The sequence below is a fragment of the Modicisalibacter sp. MOD 31.J genome (genome assembly GCF_020147985.1).
Classification (GTDB): domain Bacteria; phylum Pseudomonadota; class Gammaproteobacteria; order Pseudomonadales; family Halomonadaceae; genus Modicisalibacter; species Modicisalibacter coralii.
Genome location: NZ_JAGXFF010000004.1, coordinates 57,089 through 73,690, shown reverse-complemented (window position 1 = coordinate 73,690; position 16,602 = coordinate 57,089). Strand labels below are relative to the sequence as shown.

Below are 16,602 nucleotides of genomic sequence, written 5' to 3'. Positions count from 1 at the left end.
ATATCCGGCCTCTTGTGGCGCCTGCGGCGCCGGGCCCTGATGGAATGCGCGCTCTCTGGCCTCTTATCTCCCACACGGCCTCCAACGGGCCTAGCGAATTATCAGTGTGCCAGAGAGCCGGTCTTGCCGACCATGTCATCGAGGCAACTTGCCCGCGCAACCTCGGAAAACGCTTTTCTGTATCCGCTTGCGCTTCTTGCCTTTCTTCCCGTCCGGCCCTCAGATCACCTGGCCCTGAGGCTGATAAGGCCGGCTATGAGCCAGCACGGACCAACAGATACGGGCCAGCTTGTTGGCCAGCGCCACGATCGCCTTGCGTTGGCCCACGCGTGCCGCCAGCTCACAGACCCAACGGGCCAGCCGGTCGGGAGCCGCCTGGCGCTGGAACTGGCGTAAGGCCGCCCGGGCCCCATGCACCAACTGGCGTCGCACCTCGCCGTTGCCCCGTTTGGTGATGCCCTTCAACCGCGCCTTGCCACCACTGGAGAACTGCCGCGGTACCAGACCGATCGAGGCACTGAACTGGCGGCCGTTGGGGAAGCGCCGGGGATCGCCCAGATGGCTCAGCAACAGCGTGGCATTGACCGGACCGATGCCGGGCACGCTCATCAGCCGTTCGGCATCCGACGAGGCCTTGGCCAGTGCCATCAGCTGCTTGTCATAACCCTTGAGCCGCTCGTCCACGTCACGCCATTGGGCGATCAGGTCTTCCAGCAGCAGGCACAGGGCGCTACCCAGTCGCTCGCGGTGTCGCTCGATCAACTCTCGGGCGACGCCCTGGCGAAGCACCGCGTGGCCCTGGGCCACCACGAGTCCGAACTCGCCCATCAGACCGCGCAACTCATTGCCGATCGCCGTGCGCTCGCGAACCAGACGTGTGCGTACCCGATGTATGGCCTGAAGCGCCTGTTGCGCCTCGGTCTTGATGGCCACGTGGGGCGTGGCGGGACGCGCCGCCGCCTCGGCGATCCCCGCCGCATCGCGGGCGTCGTTCTTGTGGCCCTGGACGAAGGGCTTCACGGCCTGGGGCGGCAACAGGAGCGCGTCATGCCCCATCGCGCGGATCTCACGCGCCCAATAATGGGCCGAACCACAGGCTTCCATCGCGACCCGGCACGGCGGCATCTGGCTCAGTGTCAGGCGCAGTTGCTGGCGGCTCACCGACTTGCCGAAGACCTTGCGGCCGTGTGCATCGATGGCGTGCAGTTGGAAGACGTGCTTGGCGAGATCGATACCCACAATGCTAATCTTGTTCATGAATGGACCCTCCTCTCGGGATGCCGTGGGTGCCCCATGCACCGATAGATGGCGTTACAAGCTCATCTTGGCACAAGGGGGGACGGGTCCATTCCATTTCCCACGCCCCCCCTATTCGGAACCCAACAGATACGGCGATTAGATGAGGTAGAGACCATGAGCACCGCAACGGCAATCAAGCACGACGTGACCTGGCAACCGCTGTGCCACCAGGCGGATCTGGTGGCGTTTTCCGGGGTGGCGGCCTGGCTGGAAACCGCCGAGGGCCCCGCCCAGGTGGCCCTGTTCTACGTCCCGGGCCACGAGACCGAACTGTTCGCCGTGGACAACCACGATCCGCTGGGCGGGGCCAACGTGATTGCCCGCGGCATCGTCGGCGACGTCAAGGGCGAGCCGGTGGTCGCCTCGCCGCTCTACAAGCAGCATTTCAGGCTGTGCGATGGAGTCTGTGTGGAAGCCCCAGACACCCGGCTGCGCCACTGGCCGGTGCGCATCGCCGGCGAGCGGGTGGAGATCGGACTACGCGGGTAACGCCCCCGGCCCCGGTCATGTCGGCACGCGTCAGTGGCGTGTCTGGCCGGCGCTCATCACCCGGTTGCGACCGGCACTCTTGGCCCGATACAGGTTCTGGTCGGCCTCGTTGATCAAGCTGCCGACATCGTGATCGTCGCGCATTTCGGTCACCCCGGCACTGAAGGTGCAGGCAAAACGCTCGCCGTCGGCGCTGAACGTCAGCGCGCTGAAGGCCTCGCGCAGCTCGTCGAGAATCTCGGCGGCCTGGGACTCGGCGCAGTCGTTGAGTACCAGCAGGAATTCCTCGCCGCCATAGCGGCCGATCAGATCACTCTCGCGCAGGCGCCGGCGCAACAGATTGGCGAGCGCACGAATCACCTCATCGCCGACCAGATGGCCATGGCTGTCGTTGACCCGCTTGAAGTGGTCGATGTCGAGCATCACCGCACACAGCGAGGCCTGGCGACGCCGCGACTGGGCCATCGCCGACATCAGCCGCTCCTTGACGTCGGCGTGCTTGAGCAGCCCGGTCAGACCATCCCGCGTCAACGCCACGGCCAGGGTCCGCGAGCGCCGCGCCCGCGAGGTCACCGCGGCGACCAGCGCCTCGGGAGCGATGGGCTTGGCCATGAAGTCGTCGCCGGCCTTGGTCATCGCCTCGAGCTGCGCGTCGGCGTCGTCGGAGGCCGAGAGATAGACGATCGGTACCTGCAACCAGCGGCGGTGGAAGCGTACGATCTGCGCCAGTTCGGGGCCGCTGCACCGGGGCATGCGCACGTCCAGCACCAGGACGTCGGGGGCGAAGCTGTCCAGGGCGTCGAGGGTCTGTGCGGGGTCGCCGAGGGTCATCACCATGAACCCGACTTCCTCGAGAACCAGGCGGTGATAGGCGAGCATCGTCTCGTCGTCGTCGACCATCAGCACCCGGGGCGGCGGCATGCGATGCTGGCGCAGCTGGGTCTCGAGCATGTCGGCCAGGCGGATCGGTTCGAGGGGTTGCGAAATGAACCCCACCACCCCGGCACGCACGGCCCGCAACTGGATGTCGAAATCCTGCGATTCGCTGGTGACGAACAGCGGCAGCGGCGCCTCCAGACGGCTCTGGATCGTCTCGGCGATCGCCAGACCGCTGGCGCCTCCCTGGTTCTCGAGGTGCAGTTCGAGGATCAGGGTATCGGGACGCTGTCGGTCGCAGGCGCGTTCGAGATCGTCGCCGTCGGTGAACAGTTGCGCCCGATAATGGAAGCTCTCGAGCATCTGACAGAGATGCTGACCGGCCTTTTCATCGTCCTCGAGCACATAGATCAACGGGCGTTCATGGTCGGTCACCACGCCCGAACGGCCGAGCCGGATGGTCTCGAGCGCCCTGAGCGGCCGTGTCGGCTGCAGTGACTCCGCCTCGCGTCTCAGGTCCTGCAGTTCACGCAGGAAGGCGCTGGCATCGGCCGACGAGGGCGACTCGAGCAGGCGTTCGAGACGGCGTTCGAGCAGCCGGCAGGCCTCGCCGACCGCCTCGAAACCGAAGGTGCCCGCCGAGCCGGCGAGGCGGTGCAGGCGCTCGCAGACCGGCCGCCAGGCAGCGCCGTCGACCACCGGGTTGCTCTGATGGTGCACCTGATCGGCCAGGTCGTTGAGCTCGTTACCCAGCCAGTAGGCGTATTCGCGCCGCATGCGTGCCAGTTTCTTTTGCGCTTCGGCACTAACGTTCTGATCCATTGAAACGATTCCAGATCGTCTTGAGTTGATCGGCAAGGGTCATGGGGTCGAAAGGCTTGACCACCACGGCGGCGGCGCCGAGATCGTAATAGGCGCGGTGATCGTCGCTATTGGCCCTGGCGGTCATGAACACCACGGGGTAGCGCGCCACATCGATCACCTCGGCGAGGCCGGCCAGGGTCGTGGGGCCGTCCATGTCCGGCATCATCACGTCGAGCAGCAGCAGATCGGGCGCGAACTCGGCCGCCTGCTCGATCGCCTCGCGCCCTCGCGTGCAACTGAGTACCGTCAGTCCCCCGACCGTTTCCAGCGCCACGCGGGTGATGGTGATGATCGACTCATCGTCCTCGACGTGGAGAATCCGCTGCAGGGTTGTCATCTTCGAGCCTCCCCACCGTTCTCGAGACGTTCGCCCGAGCGAAGCACCGCCGGCAACCATACCCGAAATACGCTACCCTGCCCCAGCGTCGAGGCGAAGTCTATGCATCCGTGCATGTGTTCGACCAGTTGCTTGGTGATGGCGAGCCCCAGCCCGGTGCCGCCACGCCGCCGGGTGGTCCCCGCCTCCGCCTGGGCGAAGTGCTGAAAGACTCGCTCGCGGAACGCCTCGGGGATGCCGTCGCCGTGATCCTCGACCTCGATGCACACGCCCGCATCGTGCCGCCGATAGCGCACCGTCACCGTCTCGCCGCGGGGCGAGAACTTGATGGCGTTGGAAAGCAGGTTGGCCATGACCTGGGCGAAGCGCAACGCGTCGACCTCGACCGCGACCGACTCGTCACCCTGCAAGACCAGCACGACACCGAAGCGTTCGGCGTAGCCGAGATTGCTGTCCAGGGCATCCTCCAGCAACGGTCGCAGCGCGTGGCGTTGCAGGTCGAAGGCCAGCTTGTCGGCGGCGAGCTTTTCCCAGTCGAGCAGATCGTCGACCAGTTGCCCGAGTCGCTCGGCATTGCGCTGGGCGACCCTCAGCATCTCCTCGACCGCCGCTGGCACCGCACCGATGACCCCGCCATTGACCAGGTCCAGGGCGCCCTTGATCGAGGTCAGCGGCGTACGCAGCTCGTGGCTGGCCACCGCCACGAATTCGCTCTTCAGACGCTCGAGCTGTCGCTGCTCGGTGATGTCCTGGATCTGCGAGACGAAATACTGCGGCCGCCCCTGGCCATCCCGCACCAGCGACACCGACAGCTGGCAGCACAGCATGCGCCCGGTGCGGGTGAAATAACGCTTGAGCATCTGGTAATAGGGGATTTCGCCGCTGATCAGCTGGCCGACCTGAGTGAGGTCGGCGGCCAGGTCGTCGGGATGGGTCAAGGTCTGAAAATCGGTCTTCAGCAAGACCTCGCGCGCGTACTCCCACATCTCGCAGAGCGTGCGATTGACCTCGATGAACGCGCCCTCCAGGGAGACCAGCGCCATCCCCTGGGGCGCGGTATCGAAAGCGGTTCGGAACTGCGCCTCGCTGAGCCGCAGGGCTTCCTCGACGGCGTACAAGCGACTCAGATCGAGCGCCATGCCCAGATAACCGATCGGCTCCCCCGCATCGTCCTGCATCACGCTGACCACCAGCCGCACCCGGCGCTGGCCGCCGTCGCGGCGAACATAGGTCCAGTCGCGGTTCTCGGGGTGGCCCGGGCGCGGGGTCAGGACGAACAGGTCGAAGCCGTAGACCGGGCGGTCCAGTTCCCGGGAGAGTTCCGCGGCCCGTTGCTCCAGTTCGTCGGGCCTGTGAAACGCCAGGGGCGTCAGTTGCCCGACGACCTCGTCGGCGGTATAGCCCAGCAGGCGTTCGGCACCGGGATTGAACAGCGTGATGAGCCCCCGGCGATCGGTAGAGATGATCGCCACCTCGGTGGAGGCATCGATCACCGCCTGCAGATGGGCGCGGGTCTCGGCGATCTCGCGCTCGGCCCGCTTGCGCTGGGTGATGTCGTGCATCCCCACCACCGCACCGAGTCGCTCGCCGCGATCGTCGAAGAACGCCCGCCCGTTGCAGGCGACGAACCGCGGTGGCTGATCGGGAACCCGAATGCAGAGCTCCTGATCGCGCACCGTCTCCCCGGCCCAGGCCCGTCGCAAGGGGATACGCTCGAGCGGCAACGGCGTCCGGCCATCGGCCTCGAACAGATCGAAGCGTCGCGACCATTGTTCGGGTGGCAGGCGTTCGGGCTCCGCGCCGTGCCAGGCCCGGGCCCGGGAATTGAAGAAGCTCAACTCGCCCCGGTCGTCGCAGGCGACGACCCCCTCGGGCAGCGCCTCGAGGAGGCTATCGAGCAGGGCGTGCCGGGTCCGCGCCTCGCGCTTCTGGCGGCGCTGCTCGATCAGGCTAACGGTGAGCCGCGCCAGATCCTCCAGGGAACGCAGTTGCGCCGCCTCGAGTTCGCGGGGCTGACGATCGATCACGCACAGGGTGCCCAGCCGATGGCCACTCTCCATCTCCAGGGGTATGCCGGCATAGAAGCGGATATAGGGGCTATCGACGACCAGCGGATTGTCGGCGAAACGAGAGTCACAACGGGCATCGTGGACGACCAGCGGCTCGCGCTGGCGAATGGCGTGGGCGCAGAAGGCCAGGCTGCGCGGCGTCTGACAGACGCTCAGGCCCTGCTGGCTCTTGAACCACTGACGCGTCTCGTCGACCAGCGAAATCAGGGCGATCGGCGTGCCGCAGAGTTGCGAGGCCAGGCGTGTGATGGCGTCGAACTCCGCTTCGGGAGGCGTATCGAGAATGTCGTAGCTGGCCAGCGCCGCCAGACGCTCGGCTTCGTCGCGATCGATATCGCCATTCTCCTGGTGCATGCACGGGCTCCCCTGGCAGATCACTGGCGCATTCCGAACGGATTCACGCCGCTCAAGGATATGACAGCCGGCGACCGAGTACGACAGCCGCTCGATCACGATCGGGATTCGTCTACACTCCCCCGTATGACACCGATCCTGCAACGCAACGGCCCGGAGACGACCATGGAAGAGCGTATCTGCGAATGCCCGCATTGCCAGTGTCCCGTTCCCAAAACGGCCATCCCCGTGAACGGTCACTACTACTGCTGCTCGGCCTGCGCCACGGCTCATCCCGACCGCGAGCCCTGCCAGAATCCGGACTGCGACTGCCACCGGCATGGCTGGGGCGGCATCAAGACCTGAGCCCCCGTGCCGCCCGTCCCGCCGACGGCCGGCTGCGGGCGTCCTGTTCTCTGCCGGCCTTGCCCCCGCCTATTCCCACTTGCCGAAGTGCGGCGCAAAAACGTGGAATCGTCGACTGGCGTTTCGTCAGTCGAGGGTTCATCTTGACGATAAGCCCTGACGGGGCCGCGCCATCCACCACCAACCAGGAGAGTCGACGACACCACACCACCCGGGGAGTCATGCCGCCACTGTCGCGCCGACGGCTGTAACCGGGGAGCAATCCCCCGCTGTCAGCGTCGATACCGCCGCCAATTTGAGGAGTGCTTCCGCCGATGGTACGAATCGACAAGAAAGCGACCCGCCTTTACGTGCTCGACACCAATGTCCTGATCCACGATCCCGCCGCGCTCTATCAGTTCGAGGAGCACGATGTGGTGATCCCGATGACGGTGCTCGAGGAACTCGACAAGCACAAGAACGGCATCCGGGAAATTGCCCGCACCGCCCGCCAGATCAGCCGCACCCTCTCCGAGCTCACCGCCCGGGTTTCCTTCGACGAGATCCAGCGCGGTATCCCGCTGCCCGGTACCGGCCAGACCGGCCGCCTGCGCTTTCTCTGTTACAACGATGTCCAGCCGATCGACCACCTGGAGGACAGTCCCGACAACCGCCTGCTCGCCGAGACCTGCCGGCTGCGCGACGAGCGACCCGATGCCTCGGTGATCCTGGTCACCAAGGACATCAACCTGCGCGTCAAGGCCGCCGCGCTCAACGTGCCGGTCGAGGACTATCTCAACGACCGGGTGTTCAGCGACAGCGACGCGATGATCGAGGGCGCCAAGGTCTATGCCCGGGCCGGCAAGGATGGCGCGGGACTGTGGGAGTCGCTCAACGTCGACGTCACCGTCGAGCGGATCGATCATCACACCTTCTACGACCTGCGCGGCACGATCCCCGCCGACTGGCATCTGGGGATGCTGGTCTCCGACAGCGAGAACGGCGCCGACTTCGAGGCCATCGTGCGCGAACTGTCGCCGCAGAGCGCGCGCCTGCAACTGCTGACCAATTACCGCCACCACGCCGGCGTGTGGGGCGTGCATGCCCACGACAGCCGTCAGAACTTCACCCTCAACCTGCTCATGGATCCCGAGATCGACCTGGTGACCATTGCCGGCACCGCGGGTACCGGCAAGACCTACATGACGCTGGCGGCGGCCTTCCAGCAGACCCTGGACAGCAAGCTCTTCGAGCGCATCGTCTTCACCCGCGCGCCGATCCCCATGGGCGAGGACATCGGCTTTCTGCCCGGCACCGAGGAGGAGAAGATGTCGCCGTGGATGGGGGCCTTCCACGACAACATGGACAACCTGCTGCGCGACGAGCACGACGGCACCACCAGCTGGAGCGAGGGCGCCACCCGGCAGTTGATCGGCTCGCGGGTGCAGATCCGCTCGCCGACCTTCATGCGCGGACGCACGTTGAGCGACACCTTCCTGATCATCGACGAGGCGCAGAACTTCACGCCCAAGCAATTGAAAGGCCTGATCTCGCGGGCGGGGCGCAACTCCAAGATCGTGCTGCTGGGCAATGTAGGGCAGATCGACACCCCCTACCTGACCGCCAACACCTGCGGCATGGCGGCGGTGGTCGAGCGCTTCCGCGACTGGCCGCACGCCGGGCACGTCACCCTGAGAAGCGTCGAACGCTCGCGCCTGGCGCTGGCCGCCGAAGAATTGCTCTAACCCTCTCGACCACCAAAAACGGCACCCTCGGGTGCCGTTTCTCCGCCTCGCCTCGCCGACTCACTGGCGTGAGGTATTCACGGCCTTTTCCAGCAACGCTTCGCTCTCGCTGCCCGGGCCTTTCTTCATGATCTCCTGCGCTTCGTGATAGAGGCAGACATAGGCATTGCAGGAGGCACAGAACACCTTGTCGTCCGGGTTGTGGACTTCGGAGACACGCATCAGGTGGCTGCCGCACTTGGGGCAGCCCACGGGCAGGCGAAAGTCTTGCGACAGATCATGATCGGACATGGGCACTCACTCCCTTGATGGTGTGCGACAGGCCGTCGTCGGGGCCTGCCTACAGTCTTTGGGCCGCGACGGGATTTATCAAGCACCTTGTCGACGCAGCAGCACGCTGACGTTGTTGGCCGGCATGTCGACGACGCGCTCGAGGCTCAGGCCGTTGGCCCCGGCCAGGGTGTTGACCGCGGCCAGCGAACGAATCCCCCAGCGCGGGTCCCGGCGGCGCAGATCGTCGTCGAAGGCCAGGTTGCTGGGCGCGGTGGGCACGCCATCGCGCAGGAAGGGGCCATAGAGCAGCAGCAACCCGCCCTCGGGCAAGCGCCTTCCCGCCTCGCCCAGCAGTGCCTCGGTCACGCTCCACGGCGCGATGTGCAACAGATTGATGGCGACCAGCGCATCGAAGTCGGTGACCGCCCAGGGGCGCGCTTCCACGTCCAGCTTCAGCGGTTCGGCGAGATTGTCGAGACCGGCCGCCCCGCGCCAGGCGGCGATCGAGGCCAGCGCTGACGGGCTGGGATCCGAGGGCTGCCAGGTCAGCCCCGGCAGCGCCGCGGCGAAGTACGCGGCATGCTCGCCGGTGCCGCTGGCCACCTCGAGTACCCGCGTGGCGCCGTCGAGCGCCGCTTCGAGCACCTCGAGAAGGGGTTGCCGATTGCGCGCCACCGCGGGGCTGGACAGGCGCCGCTCGGGCCCGTCACTCACGGGGTCCATGCTCTGCATACTGACACTCCTTGACTGGATATCGGGGCGTTCCGCGCCGGAAGACGCCCACATCGACCCGGGACGCTCGCCCCATCACCCTCAAGTTCCGCCCCATGCTTGCCGATAGTCCGGATAGGTGGTGGGCCGTCCCGGGGCGTGACCATCATGCGACCGGCCTTGCGGCCCATCAAGCGCCAGGACAGACCCGTTACCATGCAACTGCCCCCCATTCCCGACAACGAAGCGCAGCGCCTCGAGGCGCTGCACCGCCTGGAATTGCTGGACACGCTGCCGGAAACGGCGTTCGACCAGTTGACCGAACTGGCCGCCCGGGTCTTCGACGTCCCCGTGGTGCTGGTGACGCTGGTCGACACGGCGCGCCAGTGGTTCAAGTCGGCCCACGGCCTGGATTGCCGGGAGACCTCCCGCGACGTCTCCTTCTGCGCGCACGCGGTCGCCGCGGACCAGCAACTGATCGTCGAGGATGCCCACGCCGACAGCCGCTTCGCCGACAACCCCCTGGTTCTCGACGATCCGCACATTCGCTTCTACGCCGGCCAGCCGTTACGCACGGCCGAGGGGCAGCCGATCGGCACCCTGTGCCTGATCGATCGTCGGCCGCGCGAACTCGACGCCGGCCAGCGTGAGTGTCTGACGCTGCTTGCCGCCCAGGCCGAGGAATTGATCCGCCTGCACCTGGCTCACCTCGCGCGACGAGACAACGAGTATCGGCTGCAGCGCCAGCGGGCGCTGCTCAAGGTGCTGCATCAGGGCATCACCGACTATCGGGCGCTGATGTCGGGCGAACGCCTCTGGCACTTCCTGCTGGAGGCACTGCGCGAACTGACCCAGAGCGACTATGCGCTGATCGGCGAGGTGCTGTACGACGACAATACGCCGGCGCTCAAGATCCATGCCATCACCGACCTGTCGTGGAGCGACGAATCGCGCCGCTTGATGGAGCGCCTGCAATCCGGCGACATGCTGCTCGGCAACCCCGACAGCCTGCTGGGCCGGGCCTTCGCCCACGGCGACACCGTGATCACCGACGATCTGGCCAACCATCCCCGTTGCGGCGGCTTCCCGCCCGGGCACCCGCCGCTGTACAACTATCTGGGCGTGCCGATCGTCCATGACGGCCGGGTGATCGGCATGTACGCCACCGCCAACAGCGCCGAGGGCTATTCGCCGGAGACCGTGGAGTGGCTGGAGCCGTTCAACGCCACCTGCGCGCTGCTGATCAACCTCTACCGGCAGTTCTCCGAGCGCGACCGCATCGAGCGCGATATCGCCCAGGCCCGCGACCTGGCGGAGAGCGCCAGCCGCGCCAAGAGCGAGTTCCTGTCGGCGATGAGCCATGAGTTGCGCACGCCGCTCAACGCCATCCTGGGATTCGCCCAGTTGCTGGCCAGCGGCCGCCGCGACCCGCTCTCTGCGCGCCAGCAGCGTCAGATCGCCCAGATCCGCAGCAGCGGCGAACACCTGCTGACCCTGATCAACGACATCCTCGATCTGGCCCGGATCGAGGCTGGCCACATGACGCTGTCGCTCGAGCCGGTTTGCCTCGCGGCCGTCTGTCGCGAAGCCATGGAAACCCTCGAGCCGCTGGCCCGGGACGCCGACATCGCGCTGCAGGCCCCCGCTCTGCAAGGGCCGACGTTGGTGCGTGCCGATGCCACCCGGCTCAAGCAGGTACTGCTCAACCTGCTGTCCAACGCCATCAAGTACAACCGCCCGCAGGGCCGGGTCGCCCTCGCCATCGAGGTACACGCCGATACCGTTCGGTTGAGCGTCGAGGACACCGGCAGCGGCGTCGACGCGGAGCGCCTCGACGAACTGTTCGAACCCTTCAACCGACTGGGGGCCGAAAGCAGCGCCATCGAGGGCACCGGGATCGGCCTGGCGCTGACGCGCCAGCTGGTCGAACGGATGCACGGGCGGATCGGCGTGAACAGCGAGCCGGGCCGGGGCAGCCGTTTCTGGTTCGAACTGGAGCGCGCCATCGATGACGCCCCGGCCGCCACAGACGAAGCCTGCACGCCGGCGCCGCTGACTGCCACGCCGCCGCGACGGGTCCTCTACATCGAGGACAACCCCGCCAACCAGCGGCTGATGGAAGATCTCTTCGACGAGTTCGAAGGACTGTCGCTGTACTGCGCACCCACGGCCGAACTGGGTATCGACCTGGCCGCCTCGCTGCGCCCCGACCTGATCCTGATGGATATCCACCTGCCGGGCATGAACGGTCATGCGGCGTGCAAAGCGCTGGCCTCGCGTCAAACGACCCGCGATATCCCGGTCATCGCCCTGTCCGCCAACGCCATGGCCACCGACATCCATCACGGCATGGCCGCCGGATTCCGGGTCTATCTCACCAAGCCCGTGGAGATCGACGCGTTGCGTGCCGCCATCACTGCCTGCTTCATGGAGGACGCCAGCAATGCCTGACAAGGACACGTTATGCACCAGCCACATCCTGGTCGTCGACGACAACCCCGCCAACATCGCCCTGCTCGAGGACCTGCTCGACGATGCCGGCTTCACCCACGTCACCAGCCTCGCCGACCCGCGCCGGGTCCTCGCCTATTGCCGCGAGACACAGCCGGACCTGCTGCTGCTCGATGTGCGCATGCCGCACATCGACGGCCTGACGCTGCTCGCCGACCTGCAGCGAGCCTGGAAAGACGAGGGGCCGCCGGTGATCGTGCTCACCGCCCAGACCGACCGTGATACCCGTAGCCAGGCCCTCGAACTGGGAGCTCGCGACTTCCTGACCAAGCCCTTCGATCATCAGGAAACCCTGCAGCGCGTATCCAATGCCCTGCAGGCCGGGCGACTCTACCGCCAGCGCCTCGACCAGACGTCGCAGCTCGAAGAACTGATTGCCCAGCGTACCGCCGAGCTCGAGCGCCTGGCGCTCAGCGAGCCGATCACCGGCCTGCCCAATCGCACCGCGATGATCCAATGGCTGGAGCGTCGCCTCGTCGACGGCGCCTCGCCCTACCTGCTGTTCATCGCCCTCGATGGCCTCGACGACATCGCGCGGCTGCACGGCTACCCGGCTGCCGACGCCCTGCTGACCCATGCCTGCCGGCTGCTGGAAGACGCCATCCACACCGGCGACCGCCTGGGATGCTGGGGGGGTGCCGAATTGCTGGTGGTGAGTCACGACGCCCTCGATGACGCGACACTTATCGAACACGCCCAACGATTCCGCGACCTGCTCGCCCGCGACCACCGCATCGGCGACCTGCTCATGTCCCTGAGCGCGCGCATCGGCATCAGCCGCGCCGGCGTCGACGCCGAGGCCGCCGACCAGTTGATTCGTCAGGCTACCCTGGCGTTGCCGACGCTCGGTGAGCGACCGGTGGGCGTGTATTCCGCCGAACTCGAATGCGCCCACCAGCAACGCGCTCGCATGCAGCAACTACTGCGCGAAGCCATCGACCGGGACGAGTTCCAACTGGTCTTCCAGCCCAAGATCGAACTGGCCACCGGCCGCGTGAGCGGCGCCGAGGCGTTGCTGCGCTGGCACAACGCCGAACTGGGCCACGTCTCGCCCGGCGATTTCATTCCGCTCGCCGAGGCCAGTGGCGATATCCTGGCGATCGGCGACTGGGTGGCCGGCGAAGCGATCCGCCAGGTGCGCGACTGGCGCGACCGGAATCGGGTCGAGGCGGATTTCAGCATCGCCATCAACGTCGCCACCCGCCAACTGATGACCGGCGACTTCAGCCAACGCCTGCTCGCCCGGCTGGACGACGCCGGATTGCCCGCCCACGCCATCCAGGTCGAGGTCACCGAGTCGGGGCTGATGGAAGACGTGTCGCTGGCGCGGGAGACGCTGCGCCTGCTGGCCGACCAGGGCCTGAAGATCGCCATCGACGACTTCGGTACCGGCTACTCGTCGTTGGCCTACCTCAAGACCCTGCCGGTGACCACGCTGAAGATCGACCGCACCTTCATCAACGACATGCTCACCAGCAGCCACGACCGCAACCTGGCCATCACCGTGATCACCCTCGCTCACAGCTTCGGCTGCGACGTGGTCGCCGAAGGCATCGAACAGCCTCAGCAGGCCGAGTTGCTGGCCTCGCTGGGCTGCGAGAGCGCTCAGGGTTACTGGTTCTCGCCGCCACTGCCGGCGGCACGCTTTCTCGACTGGAAGGCCGGCTACGATGACCGGTGTCGGGCCTTTCGCGGCCCCGACCTGGTCTCGGGAGCCTGAGTCCGGGCCACGGGCGCGTCCCGGTTCATTCGCAATGCAGCAACCTCACCCCCTGCGGTCGAAACGCGCTCCCTTCCACCTGCGATGTACTGAAAAAAAGGCCCGCCGGGTAGGCGGGCCGAACAACAGCCTCGGCTGTCGAGAGAGAACCGTGTCGTCGGTCGTGTTCAATGATGGAAGCGCTCGGCGGCCTCGCGGGCCAGGGCCTTGATACCCTCCCAGTCTTCCGCTTCGATCAGCTTGCCGGGGGTCACCCAGGAGCCACCGACGCACATCACGTTGGCCAGCTTGAGGTAGTCCTCGGCGTTGTCCGGGGTAATACCGCCGGTGGGACAGAAACGCGCCTCGGGGATCGGCCCGCCGAAGGCCTTGATCGCCGCCGCACCGCCGCTCGCTTCGGCGGGGAAGAACTTGAAGCGCCGATACCCGTACTGCCAGCCGGCCATCAGCTCGGAGACGGTCGCCACCCCCGGCAACATGGGTACCGGGCTCGACACGCCGTGCCGATAGAGGGCATCGGTGGCGCCCGGCGTGACCACGAAGTCCACACCCAGCTGTTCGGCCTGGCGGTACTGGGCCGGGGTCAGCACGGTGCCCGCGCCGATGCTCGCCCCGGGCAAGGCCTCGCGCATGCGGGCGATGGCGTCCAGTGCACAGTCGGTGCGCAGGGTGATCTCGAGGACCGGCAGCCCGCCCTCGACCAGGGCACGGCCCAGCGGCACGGCATCCTCGAGGCGCTCGATGGTCAGCACCGGAATCACCTCGGCCTTCTGGCAGATACTGTCGATCTCGGTGGTCCGGGTGGAGGGCAGCTGCTTTTCAGTGGACATGATTGGCTCCAGCAATTCGGTTCAGGGCGCCCAGTAGACGGCCAGCGGACAGGCCAGGAAGGCGCGGATGGGCAGCTCGCGGGCGTCGTCGCCGGCCATGGCTCGGGCCAGGACCGCGCGCTTGTTGTCGCCGGCGATATGCAGAAAGTGGCGTTCGGCACGGTGCAGACAGCCCGCGCTGAGGGTGATTCGCGGCTGTGCCACGCTGGGGGCGCGCACCGCCACGGCAACCTCGTCGGTGGTCAGCGCCAGCCCCAGTTCGCCGCTGTCGGGAAACAGCGACGCGGTATGGCCATCGCCGCCCATGCCCAGGATCACCGCACTGGCCGGCCAGGGCAGTGCGGCGATGCGGCTCGCCACCGCGGCGGCGCCCTGCTCGGGCGTGGCGTCGTCGGTGGTCAGGGGGTGAAAGGTCGCGGCCGCGGCCGGCCCCTGGACGAGATGCTCGCGAACCAGCCGGGCGTTGCTGTCGGGGTCGTCCTCGCTCACCCAACGCTCGTCGGCCAGGGTCACGTCGATGCGTGACCAGGGCAATGCCATGGCCGCCAGACGCTCGAAGAAGGGCACCGGCGTCGAACCGCCCGAGACCACCAGCAGGGCCCTGTCACGATGCTCCAGGTCGGCGACGAGCGCCCCGGCCACCGCCTCGGCGAGCTGCGCGGCCAGGTTCTCACGGGGCGATGTTGCGTCACTCATGCGTTCTGCCTCATTCACTCACTCGCTCAATAATCCTCGTACCAGCTGCGACCGTCCTTGGTAATCATGGCGATCGACGCCACCGGCCCCCAGGAGCCCGCCGGGTAACGCCGCGGCGGGACGTCGCGGGCCGCCCAGCCCTCGATCAACTGATCGCACCAGCGCCAGGCGTACTCGACCTCGTCACGACGCACGAACAGGTATTGCTGGCCCTTCATGACCTCGAGCAGAAGACGCTCGTAGGCATCGGGAATCCGCGACTTGGGGAAGGCGCTGTTGAAGTCGAGGTGCAGCGGCCCGGGGCGCAGGCGCATGCCCTTGTCGAGCCCGCCGTCCTTGGTCAGCACCTGCAGGGCGATGCCCTCCTCGGGTTGCAGACGGATGATCAGCTTGTTGGCGGCCAGGTCACGCTGGTCGGGATCGAAGATGTAGTGCGGCTGCTGGCGAAAGTGGATGACGATCTGCGAGAGCTTCTCGGGCATCCGCTTGCCGGTGCGCAGATAGAACGGCACGCCGGCCCAGCGCCAGTTCGAGACCTCGGTCTTCATGGCGACGAAGGTCTCGGTGCGACTATCGGTATTGGCGCCCTCTTCCTCCAGGTAGCCCGGCACACTGGTGCCGTCGATCGAGCCGGCGATGTACTGGCCGCGCACCACGTCGCGACCGAGGTTTTCCTGGGTGAAGGGCTTGAGGGCCTTGAGCACCTTGACCTTCTCGTCGCGGATGGCGTCGGCGTCGAGATTCGACGGCGGGTCCATGGCGATCAGGCAGAGCAGTTGCAGCAGGTGATTCTGGACCATGTCGCGCAACTGGCCGGCCTTGTCGAAGTAGCCCCAGCGCCCCTCGATGCCGACCTGCTCGGCGACGGTGATCTCGACGTGCGAGATCTGGTTCTGGTTCCACTGGTTGCCGAACAGCGGGTTGGCGAAACGCAGGGCGATCAGGTTCTGGACGGTCTCCTTGCCCAGGTAGTGGTCGATGCGATAGATGCGCGACTCGGGGAACACCTCGCCGATCGCGTCGTTGATCGCCTGCGAGGACGCCAGGTCGTAACCGATGGGTTTTTCCACCACCACCCGGGACTCGTCGTCGAGGCTGCCGCTGGCATTCAGGTTGCGACAGATGTCGCCGTAGATGCTCGCCGGCACCGCCAGGTAGATGGTCATCGGTCGCTCGGCGCCCTCGCGCCACTGGGCGATGGCGTCGTACCCCTCGACGGTGGCGAAATCGAGCTTGAGGTATTCGAGGCGCGCGATGAAGCGCTCCAGGCACGCCTTGTCGAGGGTCTCCGCCTTGACGCGCTTCTTCAGCGCCTGCTGAACGCGCTGGCGGAAGGTCTCGCCATCGATGTCCTGGCGTGCCAGCCCGAGGATACGCGTCGACTCGCCCAGCAGGCCGTCCCGGTCGAGGTGATACAGGGCCGGATACAACTTCCGCAGAGCCAGGTCGCCCAGGGCGCCGAACAGCGCCAGATCGATATCGGGCGTGGTGTCATGGATCATGC

At 66.7% G+C, this 16,602-nt stretch carries 14 protein-coding genes; 5 read left to right on the top strand and 9 right to left on the bottom strand.

Going from position 1 to position 16,602, the window contains the following annotated elements; all coding sequences use genetic code 11:
- Positions 1–219: 219 nt before the first annotated feature.
- Positions 220–1,257, bottom strand: a complete 1,038-nt coding sequence (locus tag KGR00_RS14285; protein WP_224424105.1) for an IS110 family transposase — start codon at positions 1,255–1,257, stop codon at positions 220–222.
- A gap of 156 nt (positions 1,258–1,413) precedes the next feature.
- Here KGR00_RS14285 and nirD point away from each other — a divergent pair, with 156 nt between their 5' ends.
- On the top strand, positions 1,414–1,788 hold the full coding sequence (nirD, locus tag KGR00_RS14280; RefSeq protein ID WP_224419398.1) for a nitrite reductase small subunit NirD: 375 nt from the start codon (positions 1,414–1,416) through the stop codon (positions 1,786–1,788).
- A gap of 30 nt (positions 1,789–1,818) precedes the next feature.
- On the opposite strand, the gene KGR00_RS14275 is transcribed toward nirD, so the two are convergent.
- Genes KGR00_RS14275 through KGR00_RS14265 form a run of 3 tightly spaced genes read right to left on the bottom strand, consistent with a single transcriptional unit; the run spans position 1,819 to position 6,288 of the window.
- On the bottom strand, positions 1,819–3,486 hold the full coding sequence (locus KGR00_RS14275) for a diguanylate cyclase (RefSeq protein WP_224419397.1): 1,668 nt from the start codon (positions 3,484–3,486) through the stop codon (positions 1,819–1,821).
- Positions 3,470–3,865, bottom strand: a complete 396-nt coding sequence (locus tag KGR00_RS14270) for a response regulator (protein ID WP_129141148.1) — start codon at positions 3,863–3,865, stop codon at positions 3,470–3,472. The genes KGR00_RS14275 and KGR00_RS14270 overlap by 17 nt, the downstream gene beginning before the upstream one ends.
- The gene (locus tag KGR00_RS14265; RefSeq protein WP_224419396.1) at positions 3,862–6,288 is read right to left on the bottom strand and encodes a PAS domain S-box protein; all 2,427 of its coding nucleotides are present in this window, start codon (positions 6,286–6,288) and stop codon (positions 3,862–3,864) included. Before KGR00_RS14265 ends, KGR00_RS14270 begins: the two co-directional genes overlap by 4 nt.
- A 165-nt stretch (positions 6,289–6,453) precedes the next feature.
- Between KGR00_RS14265 and KGR00_RS14260 the strand changes: the two genes are divergently transcribed.
- Both KGR00_RS14260 and KGR00_RS14255 read left to right on the top strand, forming a co-directional pair.
- On the top strand, positions 6,454–6,633 hold the full coding sequence (locus tag KGR00_RS14260; protein WP_224419395.1) for a metallothionein: 180 nt from the start codon (positions 6,454–6,456) through the stop codon (positions 6,631–6,633).
- 314 nt (positions 6,634–6,947) lie between these two features.
- Positions 6,948–8,357: a PhoH family protein gene (locus KGR00_RS14255; RefSeq protein WP_224419394.1), complete on the top strand. Its 1,410-nt coding sequence runs from the start codon at positions 6,948–6,950 to the stop codon at positions 8,355–8,357.
- 60 nt (positions 8,358–8,417) lie between these two features.
- Here KGR00_RS14255 and KGR00_RS14250 read toward each other — a convergent pair whose 3' ends face one another.
- Complete coding sequence (locus KGR00_RS14250) at positions 8,418–8,648, bottom strand: hypothetical protein (RefSeq protein WP_129141151.1); 231 nt, start codon at positions 8,646–8,648, stop codon at positions 8,418–8,420.
- Positions 8,649–8,726: 78 nt separating this feature from the next.
- Positions 8,727–9,362 carry a DUF938 domain-containing protein gene (locus KGR00_RS14245; protein ID WP_224419393.1) on the bottom strand — a complete coding sequence of 212 codons (636 nt, stop codon included), beginning with the start codon at positions 9,360–9,362 and terminating at the stop codon, positions 8,727–8,729.
- Between the two features lie 195 nt (positions 9,363–9,557).
- Here KGR00_RS14245 and KGR00_RS14240 point away from each other — a divergent pair, with 195 nt between their 5' ends.
- Entirely contained in the window at positions 9,558–11,792 is a 2,235-nt protein-coding gene (locus tag KGR00_RS14240) for a GAF domain-containing protein (RefSeq protein ID WP_224419392.1), read from the top strand.
- On the top strand, positions 11,785–13,572 hold the full coding sequence (locus KGR00_RS14235; protein WP_224419391.1) for an EAL domain-containing protein: 1,788 nt from the start codon (positions 11,785–11,787) through the stop codon (positions 13,570–13,572). Before KGR00_RS14240 ends, KGR00_RS14235 begins: the two co-directional genes overlap by 8 nt.
- Positions 13,573–13,739: 167 nt before the next feature.
- Here the strand turns inward: KGR00_RS14235 and KGR00_RS14230 are convergent, their stop codons facing one another.
- Genes KGR00_RS14230 through zwf form a run of 3 tightly spaced genes read right to left on the bottom strand, consistent with a single transcriptional unit; the run spans position 13,740 to position 16,600 of the window.
- The gene (locus KGR00_RS14230; protein ID WP_224419390.1) at positions 13,740–14,402 is read right to left on the bottom strand and encodes a bifunctional 4-hydroxy-2-oxoglutarate aldolase/2-dehydro-3-deoxy-phosphogluconate aldolase; all 663 of its coding nucleotides are present in this window, start codon (positions 14,400–14,402) and stop codon (positions 13,740–13,742) included.
- A gap of 21 nt (positions 14,403–14,423) precedes the next feature.
- Positions 14,424–15,098, bottom strand: a complete 675-nt coding sequence (gene pgl / locus KGR00_RS14225) for a 6-phosphogluconolactonase (protein WP_224419389.1) — start codon at positions 15,096–15,098, stop codon at positions 14,424–14,426.
- Positions 15,099–15,124: 26 nt separating this feature from the next.
- Positions 15,125–16,600, bottom strand: coding sequence for a glucose-6-phosphate dehydrogenase (zwf, locus tag KGR00_RS14220; protein ID WP_224419388.1), 1,476 nt, complete (start codon positions 16,598–16,600; stop codon positions 15,125–15,127).
- Positions 16,601–16,602: the final 2 nt, after the last annotated feature.

Excerpts from the sequence above, each read along its gene's own strand:
- KGR00_RS14275 (WP_224419397.1), bottom strand. The coding sequence starts at position 3,486 with ATGGATCAGAACGTTAGTGCCGAAGCGCAAAAGAAACTGGCACGCATG.
- KGR00_RS14230 (WP_224419390.1), bottom strand. The coding sequence starts at position 14,402 with ATGTCCACTGAAAAGCAGCTGCCCTCCACCCGGACCACCGAGATCGAC.
- KGR00_RS14270 (WP_129141148.1), bottom strand. The coding sequence starts at position 3,865 with ATGACAACCCTGCAGCGGATTCTCCACGTCGAGGACGATGAGTCGATC.
- KGR00_RS14265 (WP_224419396.1), bottom strand. The coding sequence starts at position 6,288 with ATGCACCAGGAGAATGGCGATATCGATCGCGACGAAGCCGAGCGTCTG.
- KGR00_RS14245 (WP_224419393.1), bottom strand. The coding sequence starts at position 9,362 with ATGCAGAGCATGGACCCCGTGAGTGACGGGCCCGAGCGGCGCCTGTCC.
- KGR00_RS14255 (WP_224419394.1), top strand. The coding sequence starts at position 6,948 with ATGGTACGAATCGACAAGAAAGCGACCCGCCTTTACGTGCTCGACACC.
- KGR00_RS14250 (WP_129141151.1), bottom strand. The coding sequence starts at position 8,648 with ATGTCCGATCATGATCTGTCGCAAGACTTTCGCCTGCCCGTGGGCTGC.
- nirD (WP_224419398.1), top strand. The coding sequence starts at position 1,414 with ATGAGCACCGCAACGGCAATCAAGCACGACGTGACCTGGCAACCGCTG.
- KGR00_RS14240 (WP_224419392.1), top strand. The coding sequence starts at position 9,558 with ATGCAACTGCCCCCCATTCCCGACAACGAAGCGCAGCGCCTCGAGGCG.
- KGR00_RS14235 (WP_224419391.1), top strand. The coding sequence starts at position 11,785 with ATGCCTGACAAGGACACGTTATGCACCAGCCACATCCTGGTCGTCGAC.
- pgl (WP_224419389.1), bottom strand. The coding sequence starts at position 15,098 with ATGAGTGACGCAACATCGCCCCGTGAGAACCTGGCCGCGCAGCTCGCC.
- zwf (WP_224419388.1), bottom strand. The coding sequence starts at position 16,600 with ATGATCCATGACACCACGCCCGATATCGATCTGGCGCTGTTCGGCGCC.
- KGR00_RS14260 (WP_224419395.1), top strand. The coding sequence starts at position 6,454 with ATGGAAGAGCGTATCTGCGAATGCCCGCATTGCCAGTGTCCCGTTCCC.
- KGR00_RS14285 (WP_224424105.1), bottom strand. The coding sequence starts at position 1,257 with ATGAACAAGATTAGCATTGTGGGTATCGATCTCGCCAAGCACGTCTTC.